The 14,532-nt window shown below is 66.8% G+C and carries 10 protein-coding genes; 7 read left to right on the top strand and 3 right to left on the bottom strand.

The window, feature by feature from the left end; all coding sequences use genetic code 11:
• Nucleotides 1-17 precede the first annotated feature (17 nt).
• From ACJ7C5_RS14255 to ACJ7C5_RS14235, 5 genes are all read left to right on the top strand, one after another.
• Nucleotides 18-707: a response regulator gene (locus ACJ7C5_RS14255; RefSeq protein WP_412704260.1), complete on the top strand. Its 690-nt coding sequence runs from the start codon at nt 18-20 to the stop codon at nt 705-707.
• Nucleotides 700-2,091 (top strand): sensor histidine kinase N-terminal domain-containing protein, encoded by a 1,392-nt coding sequence (locus tag ACJ7C5_RS14250; RefSeq protein ID WP_412704259.1) that lies wholly within the window; start codon nt 700-702, stop codon nt 2,089-2,091. Before ACJ7C5_RS14255 ends, ACJ7C5_RS14250 begins: the two co-directional genes overlap by 8 nt.
• On the top strand, nt 2,088-3,143 hold the full coding sequence (locus ACJ7C5_RS14245) for an ABC transporter substrate-binding protein (RefSeq protein ID WP_094002161.1): 1,056 nt from the start codon (nt 2,088-2,090) through the stop codon (nt 3,141-3,143). Before ACJ7C5_RS14250 ends, ACJ7C5_RS14245 begins: the two co-directional genes overlap by 4 nt.
• An 81-nt stretch (nt 3,144-3,224) precedes the next feature.
• A complete protein-coding gene (locus ACJ7C5_RS14240; protein ID WP_412704258.1) occupies nt 3,225-3,908 on the top strand; it encodes a hypothetical protein in 684 nt (227 codons plus the stop codon).
• On the top strand, nt 3,877-4,527 hold the full coding sequence (locus ACJ7C5_RS14235; protein ID WP_061479578.1) for a response regulator: 651 nt from the start codon (nt 3,877-3,879) through the stop codon (nt 4,525-4,527). The genes ACJ7C5_RS14240 and ACJ7C5_RS14235 overlap by 32 nt, the downstream gene beginning before the upstream one ends.
• Nucleotides 4,528-5,128: 601 nt before the next feature.
• Here ACJ7C5_RS14235 and ACJ7C5_RS14230 read toward each other — a convergent pair.
• The gene (locus ACJ7C5_RS14230; protein WP_094002162.1) at nt 5,129-7,771 is read right to left on the bottom strand and encodes a hybrid sensor histidine kinase/response regulator; all 2,643 of its coding nucleotides are present in this window, start codon (nt 7,769-7,771) and stop codon (nt 5,129-5,131) included.
• A gap of 66 nt (nt 7,772-7,837) precedes the next feature.
• Complete coding sequence (locus ACJ7C5_RS14225) at nt 7,838-9,007, bottom strand: OprO/OprP family phosphate-selective porin (protein WP_032129108.1); 1,170 nt, start codon at nt 9,005-9,007, stop codon at nt 7,838-7,840.
• A 332-nt stretch (nt 9,008-9,339) separates the two neighbouring features.
• Between ACJ7C5_RS14225 and ACJ7C5_RS14220 the strand changes: the two genes are divergently transcribed.
• Nucleotides 9,340-10,683 (top strand): dicarboxylate/amino acid:cation symporter, encoded by a 1,344-nt coding sequence (locus ACJ7C5_RS14220; protein ID WP_010480813.1) that lies wholly within the window; start codon nt 9,340-9,342, stop codon nt 10,681-10,683.
• Between the two features lie 275 nt (nt 10,684-10,958).
• Nucleotides 10,959-13,205 carry an NADP-dependent malic enzyme gene (locus ACJ7C5_RS14215; RefSeq protein WP_412704257.1) on the top strand — a complete coding sequence of 749 codons (2,247 nt, stop codon included), beginning with the start codon at nt 10,959-10,961 and terminating at the stop codon, nt 13,203-13,205.
• A gap of 592 nt (nt 13,206-13,797) precedes the next feature.
• On the opposite strand, the gene ACJ7C5_RS14210 is transcribed toward ACJ7C5_RS14215, so the two are convergent.
• Entirely contained in the window at nt 13,798-14,532 is a 735-nt protein-coding gene (locus tag ACJ7C5_RS14210) for a basic secretory protein-like protein (protein ID WP_412704256.1), read from the bottom strand.

Raw genomic sequence — 14,532 nt, 5'->3', positions numbered from 1 at the left:
CTCCCACCCCCGTGCCCATGCGCCTGTTGCTGGTCGAAGACAATCCGGATCTGGCCGATGCCATCATCCGCCGCATGCGGCGCAGTGGGCATGCCGTGGACTGGCAGGCTGATGGCCTGGCCGCCGCCAGCGTGCTGCGCTACCAGAGCTTCGACCTGGTGGTACTGGATATCGGGCTGCCCAAGCTGGATGGCCTGCGCGTGCTTTCCGGCATGCGCGAGCGCGGCGACAGCACGCCGGTGCTGATGCTGACCGCGCGCGATGGCATCGAAGATCGGGTGCAGGCGCTGGATGTCGGTGCCGACGACTACCTGGGCAAGCCATTCGATTTCCGCGAGTTCGAAGCGCGCTGCCGCGTGCTGCTGAGGCGCACGCGTGGCCAGGCCAGTGAGGTGGTGCAGATCGGTGGGTTCCAGTTCGACAATGCCGCGCACCGCGTCAGCCTCGATGGCGAGCCGATCGAACTGCCCAACCGCGAGTACCGATTGCTGGAGATTCTGGTCGGCCGCCTCGGCCAGGTGGTCGGCAAGGACGAAATCGGCAATGGCCTGTTCGGCTTCGATGACGAGGCCGGCCCGAATGCGATCGAGCTGTACATCGGTCGCCTGAGAAAAAAACTGGCCGCTGCGCCGTTGCGCATCACTACGGTGCGCGGTGTTGGCTACCTGCTGGAAGCCAGTGATGACAGCATCGATGCCGATGGCTGATGCCCGCGCAGCGAATGCCGCACCGGGCTCGCTGCGGCGCACGCTGCTGCTGTACCTCGGTGCGTTGCTGGCGGTGTTCGCGGTGGCGCTGCTGTTCGCTGCGCGCGACTACGGCCAGCGCGCCGCCAACCGGTCCTACGACCACCTGCTGGTGTCTTCGGCGCTGTCCATCGCCGATTCGGTGGCGCTGGTCGATGGTCAGTGGCAGGTCGATCTGCCGTATGCGGCGCTGGACCTGCTGGCGATGGCGCCGGAAGATCGCGTGTTCTACAGGGTAGCCGACAACCGCGGCAACCTGATCACCGGCTACGGCGACCTGCCGGCACCGCCGCGCCGGCCCGGCGCGCAACCGCAGCTGTTCGACGCCCCCTACAGCGGCGAGACCGTGCGTTTCGTGGTGGTCGGCCGCAGTTTCGCCGCGGCCTCGGCGCAGGGCGAAGTGCAGGTGCAGGTGGGCCAGACCCGGCGTGCGCGTGAAGCGGTCGCACAGGACATGGTCAATCGCGCGCTGCTGGCGATCGGTGTGTTGTCCGGGCTGTTGCTGGCGCTGGTGGCCTTCGGCGTGCATCGGGCGTTCCGCCCACTGGTGCGGGTGGAGCGCGAGCTGTCGCGGCGCGAGCCCTCCGACCTGAAGCCATTGGACGCACGCGTGCCGCGCGAGATGGACCAGATGGTGGCCGCGTTGAACCGCTTCATGGAACGCTTGTCCAGCAGCAACGAGACCCTGCGAGCGTTCATGGCCGAGGCCGCGCACCAGATGCGCACGCCGCTGGCCGCACTGCGCGCGCAGGCGCAGCTGGCGCTGGACGACGACGACCCGGAAGACATGCGCCGCAGCCTGCAGGCGATCGAGCGCAATGCCACGCATATGAGCCGCCTGCTCAACCAGCTGCTCAGCGATGCCAGCGTGATCCACCGTTCCCACCTGCAGCGCTTTGCTGCGGTGGACCTGGCCGAGACCGTGCACCAGGCCCTGCATGAAGCCCTGCCGCAGGCGGGCCCGGCGCCGCGCGTGCAGCTGGCGATGACCGCTGAACCGGTGCAGGTGCATGGCGATGCACTGCTGCTGCGCGAGGCGATCAAGAACCTGGTCGACAACGCCCTGAAGTACGGTGGCGATGGTCCCTTGCAGATCGCACTGACGGTGGAAGGCGGGCAGGCGGTGCTGACCATTGCCGACCACGGCACCGGCATTGCCGCAGCAGACGCAGAGCGCGTCTTTGAACGTTTTGCCCGTGGCGAAGGTGCGCCGTCCGGCGGTGCTGGCCTCGGCCTCGCCATCGTCAAGCGCGTGATCGACAGCCACGGCGGCCGCATCGACCTCAGCAACCGCCCGCAGGGCGGCTTGATCGCTACCATCCGCCTGCCCCGGAGCAGTTCATGATCCGCCTGTTCGCCGCCGCTGTGGCCCTGCTGCTGGCCCTGCCGGTGCTGGCCGCGCCCGGCGATGTGCGCCGTTTCCCCGCACAGGGAGCGGTCACCGCGCAGCTGCGCATCCACGGCACCACCGACATCGAAGTGTTCGCGGTGGTCATCGCCGACTACCAGCGCCTGCATCCCGGCACTGAAGTGGTGTACGAGGACATCATCACCCAGGACCTGTACGCGCGTTACCTGCACGACCGCGGCGGACCGGCATCGCCGGACCTACTGATCTCCAGCGGCATGGACCTGCAGACCAAGCTGGTCAACGACGGCCATGCACTGCCGCACCGTTCGGCGCAGACTGCCGCGCTGCCGGCCTGGGCGCAGTGGCGCAACGAGGCATTCGGCATCAGCTACGAGCCGGTGGTGATGGTCTACAACACCCGCGTACTGTCGGCTGCGAAGGTGCCGCACACGCGGCGGCAGCTGCTGGACCGGTTGCGCGCCGAGGGCGCACCCCTGCGTGGCAGGGTCGGCACCTATGACATCGAGCGCAGCAGTGTCGGCTACCTGCTGGCGACCCAGGATGCGCAGCGTGGCAGCATCGCCGGCGCGTTGCTGGGTGCGCTCGGCGACAACGATGTGGTCCGCGAGGAGCGCACCGGCGTACTGCTGGACAAGGTGGCCAGCGGCCAGCTGTCGCTGGTCTACAACGTGCTCGGCTCCTACGCGCAGGCACGTGTCGATGCCGGCGCACCGCTGGCCATCGTCGAGCCCGAGGACTACACGCTGGTGGTGCTGCGCACCGCGGTGATCCCGCGCACCGGCCCCCACCCGGAAGAAGCCCGGCGCTTCCTCGATTACCTGCTGTCGCCGCGTGGCCAGCAGGTGCTGTCACGCGAGGCACGGCTGATGCCGATCGTGACCGGCAACGCACGTGGCGACGACGCGCCCGGCCGCAGCCGGCGTCCGATCCAGCTGGGGCCGGGCCTGCTGGTGTACCTGGACGCGCTCAAGCGCCGCCAGTTCCTCGATGCCTGGCGCAGCAGCGTGGAGCCGGCAGGGCGCTGACCTATCGCTTCATGAATGGAGCTGTTGGCCGATATCCATGATCCTTCCCTTTGAAACGGAACGAGGATGGATGCAAGCAGGTTGGCCACGATTGCCATCGAGTCCGGCAGAAAGTTCGATGTCCTTCTACGCTGGGCAGCGCTTCATCGTTGGCGGCGTCTGTGCATTGTTTTCGCGTTCGCATCGCTGCTGGTATCCGGCTACTGCGTGATTCTTCTGGTGTCATTCCACCAATCCACTCGGGAAGGGGCTGAAGGGGTAGAGCGGTATGAGCGAGCCTTGCAGGAGGATCTTGTGAAGGCGGGTATGGAATCTGCAGAACAGTGTTCCATCGCACGTCAGTCAGGATCGACAGATGCTGAAATTCACTGCCCAGCTGCAGACCGTCTGTACGCGGAGGCGCGTCTGGGGATACTCGAAGAACGTCGCCAGGAAGTACTGGCTGCGAAGGCTTACTCGGCAATGGTGCTGGACTATCTGCAGCAGTTGCGGCGGATCGAGATGGCGTGGGACAGGGATCACATTTCAGGGGTTCATGGGAAGTGGATGAAAGCCTTGGTAAGTCCTCTCGGTGTGGCTCTGGCAATGGCAGTGCAGCTGCTGCTCTATGTCGCTGTGGTTGTCCGCATTGAGCAGTTGGCGCATGCCGCGAGCATGGCCATCTCTCGTCCTCCGGAACGCGATCAGCCGGTGGAGGACGACTTGGTAGTGGGAGACGTGCCAAACTTGCCTCATGAGCGAATACACCATCCTGATCGCCGATGACCATCCGCTGCTGCGTTCGGCGGTGGTGCAGTCATTGCGGCAGAGCCTGCCGCTGGCGCAGGTGCGCGAGGTCGCCAGCGCCGAGGCATTGGCCGAAGCACTCGACGCGCACCCGGACGTGGACCTGGTGCTGCTCGACCTGACCATGCCCGGCGCACACGGTTTTTCCGCGCTGCTGCACGTGCGCGGCTCGCATCCGGACATCCCGGTGGTGATCCTCTCGTCCAACGATCATCCGCGGGTGATCCGCCGTGCCCAGCAGTTCGGTGCGGCCGGTTTCATTCCGAAGTCGGCCCCGGCCGAGACCATCGGCGAGGCGGTGCAGACGGTACTCGATGGTGGCCTGTGGTTCCCGGCGATGGCCGCCGAGCGTTCGGAGGCCGATGCGCTGCTGGCCAGCCGCCTGGCGCAGCTGACCCCGCAGCAGTTCCGCGTGCTGCTGTGCCTGGCCGATGGCCTGCTCAACAAGCAGATCGCCTACACGCTGGGTCTGGCGGAAAACACGGTGAAGGTGCATGTCACCGCGATCCTGAAGAAGCTCGAATGCCACAGCCGCACGCAGGCAGCGGTGCTGGTGAAGGCGCTGGAGCCTGAGGGCGACGCCGGCATCGGGTTGTAGTTTCCAGCCAACGGCGCAGCCCCTCGTGGGTGGGTTTGGGTTGGTCGCGGAAAGCAGAAGCCGCGAGTGGGCCGGTCGGGTTAGGTGCGCGGGGGACGCCGTGAATCCGTCCCTGGAGGCTTGGCAGCCGCATCCATGCGGCTGACACCCCCGCGCACCCAACCCGACCGGCCTCTGACAGATTTCGGTGGCCTGTCACCCACGGAGAAGAAAAAGAAGATCAAAAGCAAAGGCAGCCTGGCAGGCCGCCTTTTGTAGAGCCGAGCATGGGCTCGGCTCTACACGAGCAAGCGCAGCGCCGCGACCCGCTTTTGATCTTCATTTTCTTTTCCGTGTGTGGACGCGCACGGAACGTGTCCGTGGCCGGGTAGATGGGCTGCGCAGGGGCGTGAGCCGCATGGGCCCGAGGCATGCCTAGGGCGGGTTGGGCAGGACGCCCAACCCGGGTCTTGCCGTGTGCGCAGGACAGCGCACACGAGCAAGCGGCGACCGAGCTTACAGGGACGTACTTGCAGCGTCCCCTGCGCAGCCCATCTACCCGGCCTCACCCATGAACCGCGTTACGCCTCCACCCACGAGGGGCTGCGCCGTTGGCTGGAAGCTACCCCCGATGCCGGATCAACAACTGACTCATCAACGCCCGCAGCGCCGGCGGCTTCACCGGCTTGGCCATCATTCCCCAGCCACGCTCGGCGGCCATCTCACGCAATCCCGCGTCGCGCTCGGCAGTGACCAGCACCACCGGCGGGCGGGCCTGCCACAGCTCCGCCAACGTCTCGTACAGCACCGGGCCGTGGTGATCGCCCATGCGCACATCCAGCAACACCAGCTCCGGCACGGTTGCTGTACTGGCCAACTGCAGAGCTGCCTGCGGGCCATCGGCCAGAAGCACCTCGCAGCCCCAGCGCTCCAGCAGCGCGCGGCTGGCGGCGCACACGTGCGGGTCGTCGTCGATCACCCACACCCGGCGCCCGCGCAGCGGATTGTCTGCAGCAGGCTCCTGTACCAGCACCGGTGGTGGTGCCGTGGCGGGAATCGCGCTGGCCTCGCCGAACGGCACACCCACCGCGAACACGCTGCCCCGGCCCAGCTGCGAGCGCAGCCGGATCGGATGCCCGAGCAGACGACCGATGCGATCGACGATGGCCAGGCCAAGGCCGGCGCCGCGCTGCTGGCCGTCGTGCAGGCGGCGGAACTCCTCGAAGATCTCGCCCTGCAACGCGTCCGGAATGCCGGGACCCTGGTCGTGCACTTCGATCCACAGCATACCTTCGCGGCGACGGCAGCCGAGCAGAACGCGGCCGCGTTCGCTGTAGCGCAGCGCGTTGGACAGGAAGTTCTGCAGGATGCGGCGCAGCAGGGCTTCGTCGCTGACCACCACCGCATCGGTATCGACCCAGTCGACCGCCAGCCCGCGTGACTGCGCGGCGATACCGAATTCGCGCGCCAGCGTCTGCAGCAGCGGACCCAGTCGGAACGCCTGCACACGGGTTGGCAGGCTGCCCGATTCCAGCCGCGCGATATCCAGCAGGCTGTTGAGAATCGCATCCTGCGCGGCCAGTGCAGCGTCGATGTGATCGCTGGTCTGCTGCTGCGCCGGGTCGCTCAGCTTGCCGCGCAGCACCGAGACGAACATGCGCGCGGCATTGAGCGGTTGCAGCAGGTCGTGCACGGCCGAGGCGACGAAGCGGGTCTTGTAGCGGTTGGCCTGCTCGGCTTCGCGGCGTGCTTCGTCCAGGTCGTGGGTGCGTTCGGCAATGCGGTGCTCCAGCGCATCGGCCAGCGAGCGCAGTTCGCGCGCCGCGTTCTTGTAGCTGGTGATGTCGGCATAGCTGGTAACGAAGCCGCCATCGGGCAGGGGATTGCCGCGGATTTCCAGAACGGTACCGTCGTCCTTCTCGCTCTCGCGCATGTGCGGGCGGCCACTGCGCAGGTGGTTCAGGCGACGCTCGATGGCCTCGTCCACCGGGCCGGGACCGAGCAGGCCGCGGCGGGCGTTGAAGCGGAACAGCTCTTCGATCGGCCGGCCCACGCGTACCAGGTCCAGCGGGAAACGGAACAGCTCCAGGTAGCGCGAATTCCAGGCAACCAGACGCAGCTCGCGGTCGATCACCACCACGCCCTGTGGCAGGTGCTCGAGGCTGCGGCTGAGGCCACTGTCGGCGTCGGTAGCTGCCTGCAGCAGGCCATCCTGCGCGGTACGCAGTTCCTGCGCATGTTGCTTGAGCAGGGTTTCCAGCTCGCGGCGGCTGCGCAGTCGATGCTTGGCCAGGCGCCGCCGCTGCTGCACGAACAGCACCAGGAAGCCCAGCGCCAGCCACGCGGCACCGCCAGTGAGGGCGGCTGCGCGACCGGCGGCGGTGGCGGCACTGGCATCGTGCAGCAGATGCAGGTTCCAGCCTTCGGCGGGCAAGGGCAGGCTCTGCCACAGCATCAGCTGCGGCAGTGCGGGATCCAGCAGGCGCACCATGCGGCCGCCATCGGCCAACACATCCTCGGTACGCGCGCGCAATGGCTGCAACGCGCGGTCGGCGTACTGGCGGGCGTCCAGCATCTCGCGGCGCTCATCGGCACCCAGTGGGCGTAGCAGCCGGTAGCGCCAGCTGTCACGGTTGGCCAGGAACACCACGTCGTGGTCGTCGCTGGCCAGCACCACATCCGGGCTGCTCAACCATTCCTGTTCCAGCGCGGACAGCTCGACCTTGATCACCACCACGCCGAGCCGCTTGCCGTCTTCCTCGATGGCCTGCGACAGGTAGTAGCCCGGCACGCCGGTGGTCATGCCGATGCCGTAGAAGCGGCCGCGGCCCTGCGCCAGTGCCTGGCGGTAGTAGGGGCGGTAGCTGTAGTTCTCGCCGACATTGGTGGTCGGCTGGTCCCAGTTGCTGGCCGCCACTGCCACGCCGTCGTGGCCGACCAGGGTCAGGGTCGAAGCACGGGTAACTTCATTGGCGCGTTGCAGCTTGAGGTTCAGCCGCTGCTGTTCGGCAGGCGAGGGCGGCACGCGCAGGGCGTGCAGAAGATCCGGATCAAGCGCCAGCACCTGCGGCAACGTACCGAAGCGGTCGATGCGCTGCTGCAGGCCCTGGCCATACAACTGCAGCTGGCGTTGTACCTGGCTGCTTTCCTCGCCCAGGGCGCGCCGCCAGGCGTAGTGGCCGGCGGCCACCGCACACAGCACGGTGCCACCGACCATCACCAGGATGGTCAGCAACAGCATCCGGTGGCGGCTGAGCCAGTACATGGCGGCAGTCTACGCAGGGCCGGCGGGCGTGGCGTGCACGCCCGCCGGGATCTGACGTGGAAGGGGTCAGAAGTGCATCTGCGCGCGCAGTTCGAAGATCTCCGGCGTGCTGTGCACACCGCGACGGCTGGCGTCGACCTTGACGTAGTTGGCCTGGAACTTGAAGTGGCTGGTCAGGTACCAGTTCGCACCCAGGGTCAGGTCGTGCTGGCGGCCGCCGAGGATGCTGCCATCGTCGAGGTCCATGCGGCTGTAACGGGCCACCAGTTCCACCGCGCCGTAGTCGTGCGCCGGCTTGATGTTGGCCACGGCACCCGCGTTGTACGGGCGCGATTCGCCGGTCAGCACCCAGCTGGCCATCGCGTACTGGCCGCTGCCGGTGTAGTCGGGCTTGCCGTCATGGCGGGTGACCGTGGCGCGCAGGGCTTCGGCCTGCAGCGAGAACGGGCCGCGGATCCAGATGCCCTCCAGGCCGGTGCGGCGGATCTGGTCAGCGGTGACCAGCGCGCCGGAATCGACATAGCGGATGTCGGTCAGGCCGGCTTCCGGACGTGCGCGCAGGCGCGCGCTGGCCTCGTGGTGCACGTCGCGGCCATCGCTGTAGCCGCGCGGATTTTCCTGCGAGTAGGCCAGGCCCAGGTGGATTACGTCACCCGGCGCCTTCACCGGCGTCCACACCGCACGCACCGCCTGGGTGGTGCCCGGGTTGTCACCCTGCAGGTCCTTGCCACCATAGGCGCCGGCCTGCAGCAGGTACTGCGGACGCTCCAGCACCCATTCCACACCCGTGCGGCGGCCGGCGTAGAAGGCCTGCACGGGCAGTGCGGTTTCCAGGAAGCTGCCGGCGCGCGAAGACGTGTTCGCGTCCAGGCCGACCGGGGTCTTCATGTAGCCGAAACGGAAGCGGCCGATGTCGCGGCCGAAGAAGGCCTTGCTTTCAAAGCGCACGAACACGTCCAGCCAGGTATCGGACTGGAAGTCGTAGTAGACCATCGCGTCGTAGACGCCCTTCTTCTTCAGCGTTGCACCGAACTCCTTGCGGCGCACGGCGTCGTCGTCCTCCAGGCCGCTGCCCGAGGAGAAATCGTTGTAGTCGTAGGCGATGTTGGCGGTAGCGGCCAACTCGGTGCCGTCGCCGAAGGCGTATTTGGTCGGCCAGTTGTCGAAATCGGCAGCCGAAGCGAAGGCGGGAAGCGCGGCCAGCGACAGGGCCAGCAAGGTGGGAATCGGGCGCATGTTGGGTGCGGCTCTCTCAGATTGCGTGTGGACAGGACAACAACGGCCGCAAGGGCCGGAACTTTCGCAATGACGCGCCCGGCCGTTCAGCTCGGGCCACCGGCCTCCGCGTGATCGGGCGGTGCGGCGCCAGTGTAGGCATCGCGGCCACCTGAACCGGGGGGCTAGTACCAATAGGTTATCTGCGCCAGCGTGCCCGGCGCGTACAAAGGCGTCCATTGGTCGCACCCCCTGCGCGTGCAGCACAGGGCCTGCGATCAGTTTCCACGGTAACGGTTCCCGTGCAGTCCCGGGGCCGTACGTGCCTGAAAACGCCCCTTCCGGAGTCCGCCATGCACATCCCGACCGCAGCACCGGTGCCTGCAAAGCCGTTGCCGATCTATCGCCAGCTGTACTTCCAGGTGATCGTGGCGATCGTCCTGGGCGCCATCCTTGGCCACTACGAACCGTTGATTGGCGAGAAGATGAAGCCGCTCGGCGATGCCTTCATCAACCTGGTGAAGATGATCATCGCGCCGGTGATCTTCCTCACGATCGTCACCGGCATCGCCGGCATGACCCACCTGCGCACGGTGGGCCGCGTATTCGCCAAGGCGATGGCGTACTTCCTGTTCTTCTCCACGCTGGCACTGATCGTCGGCATGATCGTGGCGCACGTGGTGCAGCCCGGCGCCGGCATGAACATCAACCCGGCCGAGCTGGACCAGACCGCGGTGCACAGCTACGTCGAGAAGTCGCATGACCTGACCCTGGTCGGCTTCCTGATGGACATCATCCCGAAGACGCTGCTCAGCGCGTTCGTCGATGGCAACATCCTGCAGGTGCTGTTCGTGGCCGTGCTGTTCGGCATCGCGCTGGCATCGGTGGGCGAGAAGGGCAAGCCGATCGTGAACTTTCTGGAGGCGCTGGTCGCTCCGGTGTTCAAGCTGGTGCACATCCTGATGAAGGCCGCTCCGATCGGTGCCTTCGGCGCAATCGCCTTCACCATCGGCAAGTACGGCGTCGGCTCGCTGATCAACCTGGCCTGGCTGGTGGGTTCGTTCTACCTCACCGCCTTCCTGTTCGTGGCGGTGATCCTGGGCCTGGTCTGCCGCCTGTGCGGCTTCTCGGTGTTCAAGCTGGCGCGCTACCTGAAGGCCGAACTGCTGCTGGTGCTGGGCACGTCCTCGTCGGAGTCGGCGCTGCCGTCGCTGATGGAGAAGATGGAACGCGCCGGCTGCAGCAAGTCGGTGGTCGGCCTGGTGGTCCCCACCGGCTACTCGTTCAACCTGGACGGCACCAACATCTACATGACCCTGGCCGCGCTGTTCATCGCCCAGGCCACCAACACCGAACTGACCCTGGGCCACCAGATCGCCCTGCTGCTGGTCGCCATGCTCAGCTCCAAGGGCGCCGCGGGTGTTACCGGCGCCGGCTTCATCACCCTGGCCGCCACCCTGGCGGTGGTGCCGGAGGTGCCGGTGGCCGGCATGGCGCTGATCCTGGGCGTGGACCGCTTCATGAGCGAATGCCGCTCGCTGACCAACTTCATCGGTAATGCCGTGGCCACCGTGGTGGTCTCGCGCTGGGAGGGGGCGCTGGACCGCAACCGCCTGCAGCTGGCGCTGGACGGTCGCGAAAGCGAGCTGCCGCCGCTGATCGATGCCGTGCCCGAGGCGCTGCCGGCCAGAGGCTGATCCAGGTGTGTGGTACCGCGGGGCCGGTCACGACAGTGGTACGGCCCCGCGGCGTTTCAAGGCGTCCCATGGCTGTCATGGGAGGCACCGAAGCTGGTGTCGCGGTACCGTCGCATACGGCACGGAATTGTGCGGTCGCAGCATGCTTGCGACAGGATAGCGACAGGTCCAGACGCTCCAACGGGGGTATCATCCCCTGTCCCTTCTGCCCATTCATGTAACCCACATCGATGTCCAACGAAGATTTCAAACAGGCCGCCCTCGATTACCACCGGATGTCCCCGCCGGGAAAGATCAAGGTTTCCGCTACCAAGCCCATGCTGACCCAGCGCGACCTGTCGCTGGCGTATTCGCCGGGCGTGGCGTACGCCTGTGAAGCGATCAAGGCCGACCCGCAGCAGGCCAGCGAGCTGACCGCCCGCGGCAACCTGGTGGCGGTGATCTCCAACGGCACCGCGGTGCTGGGCCTGGGCAACATCGGCGCACTGGCCGGCAAGCCGGTGATGGAAGGCAAGGGCGTGCTGTTCCAGAAGTTCGCCGGCATCGATGTGTTCGACATCGAAGTGGACGAAACCGACCCGGACAAGCTGGTCGACATCATCGCCTCGCTGGAGCCGACCTTCGGCGGCATCAACCTGGAAGACATCAAGGCGCCGGAATGCTTCGTGGTGGAGCGCAAGCTGCGCGAGCGCATGAAGATCCCGGTGTTCCATGACGACCAGCACGGCACGGCGATCATCGTCGGCGCGGCCGTGCTCAACGCCATGGCGATCACCGGCAAGAAGATCGAGGAAGTGAAGCTGGCGACCACGGGCATGGGCGCGGCCGGCATTTCCTGCGTGAACATGCTGGTGCAGCTGGGCCTGAAGCCGGAGAACATCCTGGCCTTCGACCGCGAGGGCGTGATCCACACCGGCCGTACCGACCTTGACCCGGAAAAGCAGCGCTATGCGCGCGATACCGACAAGCGCACCCTGGCCGAGATCGTCGACGGCGCGGACATCTTCCTGGGCCTGTCGGCACCGGGCATCCTGACCGCCGACATGGTCAAGACCATGGCGCCGGATCCGGTGATCTTCGCACTGGCCAACCCGACCCCGGAAATCATGCCGGAACTGGCGCGCGCCGCCCGTCCGGACGCGATCATCGGCACCGGCCGTTCGGACTACCCGAACCAGGTCAACAACGTGCTGTGCTTCCCGTACCTGTTCCGTGGTGCGCTGGACGTGGGCGCGACCGCGATCAACGAGGAAATGAAGATCGCCTGCGTGCGCGCCATCGCCGCGCTGGCGCGCCGTGCGGCCACCGACATGGGCTCGGCCTATGGTGGCGAGACGCCGAGCTTCGGCCGTGAATACCTGATCCCGCGCCCGTTCGACCGCCGCCTGCTGGTGGAGCTGTCGGCCGCCGTGGCCCAGGCCGCGATGGACTCGGGCGTGGCCTCGCGCCCGATAGACGACATGGGCGCCTACCGCGACAAGCTGGCCCAGTTCGTCTACCGCACCAGCCTGATGATGAAGCCGGTCTACGACCGCGCACGCAGCGACAAGCAGCGCGTGGTGTACGCCGAAGGCGAAGAAGAAGTGGTGCTGCAGGCGGTGCAGAACGTGGTCGATGACGGCCTGGCGCACCCGATCCTGATCGGCCGCCCGGAAGTGATCGAGTCGCGCATCGAGCGCCTCGGCCTGCGCCTGAAGATCGGCGAGAACGTTGAAGTCACCAACATCAACGACGACCCGCGCTTCAACGAGTACTGGCAGTACTACCACGGCCTGACCGGCCGTCGTGGTGTGACCGTGGCCGCGGCGAAGAACCTGATGCGTTCGCGCCCGACCCTGATCGCGGCAGTGATGGTGGCCCGTGGCGAAGCCGATGCGATGCTGACCGGCATCGTCGGCCGCTTCCACAAGAAGCTGGGCTACGTGCGCAGCGTGCTGCCGCTGGAGCCGAAGGTCACCTCGACCTCGGCGATGACCGGCGTGATCAACCAGCAGGGCGTGTTCTTCTTCGTGGACACCCACGTGCAGGAAGACCCGACCGCCGAGCAGCTGTGCGAAGCGACCCTGCAGGCGGCCTACCGCATGAAGCTGTTCGGCATCGAGCCGAAGGTGGCGCTGCTGTCGCACTCCAACTTCGGCAGCCATGATTCGAAGGATGCGCTGAAGATGCGCCAGGTGCGCGAGCTGCTGCTCAAGCGCAACCCGCGTCTGAACGTGGACGGTGAAATGCAGGGCGACACCGCGTGGGATGAAGCGCTGCGCCAGAAGCTGCTGCCGGGCTCGACCCTGCAGGGCCGCGCCAACCTGTTCGTGCTGCCGAACCTGGAAGCGGCCAACATCGCCTACAACCTGGTGCGTGTGTTCACCGACGGCGTGGCGATCGGCCCGATCCTGATGGGCGTGAACAAGCCGGTGCACATCCTGACCACCAGCGCGACCTCGCGCCGGATCCTGAACATGACCGCGATTGCTGCGGTGGATGCGCAGATCCGCAAGCAGCTGGAAGCGGAAAAGAAGGCGTAAGCCTTCTTTCCGATTCCAGCTGCAGAAGCGCGCCCCCGGGGCGCGTTTCTGTTTCCGCGCAGCGGAAACGGGTAGTGCCGGCCGCTGGCCGGCAACCCCGATGACGTCCAGGCGCACGACGGCAGCCGGCCAGCGGCCGGCTCTACCTCCGGGCTTGTGCCACACGTACTACGCAACCCGGTCATTTCGCAATCGCCGCGGTCGCTGCGCGTTTCTGTTTCCGCGCAGCGGAAACGGGTAGTGCCGGCCGCTGGCCGGCAACCCCGATGACGTCCAGGCGCACGACGGCAGCAGGCCAGCGGCCGGCTCTACCTCCGGGCTTGTGCCACACGTACTACGCAACCTGGTCATTTCCCTGCAACGCCATTGCGGCCCAATACGCCCACGCGGCCCGGCCGTGGGAAGGGACCGGACCGGCCTTCCCACCCTGGGCCCGACCAACTTTTCATGGGCGAGGGTGTCATGCGCAATCGAGTGACGCGGCGGTACTTCCAGCAGCTGTTCGCGCTCTACGCAGGTTTCGTGCAGTCGCGCTGAGGCAGCGATGCGGTAGCGCCGGGCAATGCCCGGCGAACGTGAAGTGCGTGGGGGTTCAGTGCCGCTTGCCGCGGCGCGCCGGCGCCGGCGGCGGTGCATCCGAACGCGGCTTGGCGTACTGCGTCCACAGTGCCGGCAGTGCCTTGCCGGTGTGCTTCTGCCACAGCGCAGGCGTATAGCGGCCGCTGCGCAGGGCCTTGTCCAGTGCCAGCACCAGGCCCGGGTGTTCGGCGTCGGCCCACTTCAGGAACGCACCGGTCACCCGGTAGCCGCTGTCGACGTTCTGCCCCTTCTCGACCTTGACCGGCAATGCCCAGCCGGCGGCGGCGTTATCCATGCCATAGCGGTCGCGGGCGTAGTCGGCGATGCCTTCCACCAGCCAGCCCGGTACCCGTGCATCGCCGTAGCCGGGATACCCCTGCACGATATGCATCGCCTCATGGGTAACCAGGTCGATGTCGTTCGGGTGTTGCGCCAGCCAACCCGGATTGATGGTGATCGTCGCGGCCTGTTCCTTGTCGCCAACGAAGGCGATGCCGGTGTAGGCCGGATCGATCACGATGCGCACCATCGACGGCGCCGCTGGATGGAAGTCCGCACGTTCGCGCAGGTAGGCGAAGTAGAACGTATCGATCACCCGCTTGCGCTGCGGCGCGGCCAGCGCGCCACGGGCATCCTGGTAGTTCAGCGTCACGCCGTCGCGGGTCAGCTGCGTATCGAACGCCTGGGTCTGGCCGAAGCTGGAGAAGGAAAGGGCAACAAGGGCCAGAGGCAGAAGACGGAAGCGCAT

The organism is Nocardiopsis yanglingensis (assembly GCF_045809185.1).
Classification (GTDB): domain Bacteria; phylum Pseudomonadota; class Gammaproteobacteria; order Xanthomonadales; family Xanthomonadaceae; genus Stenotrophomonas; species Stenotrophomonas yanglingensis.
This window is presented reverse-complemented; position numbering and strand designations above follow the sequence as displayed.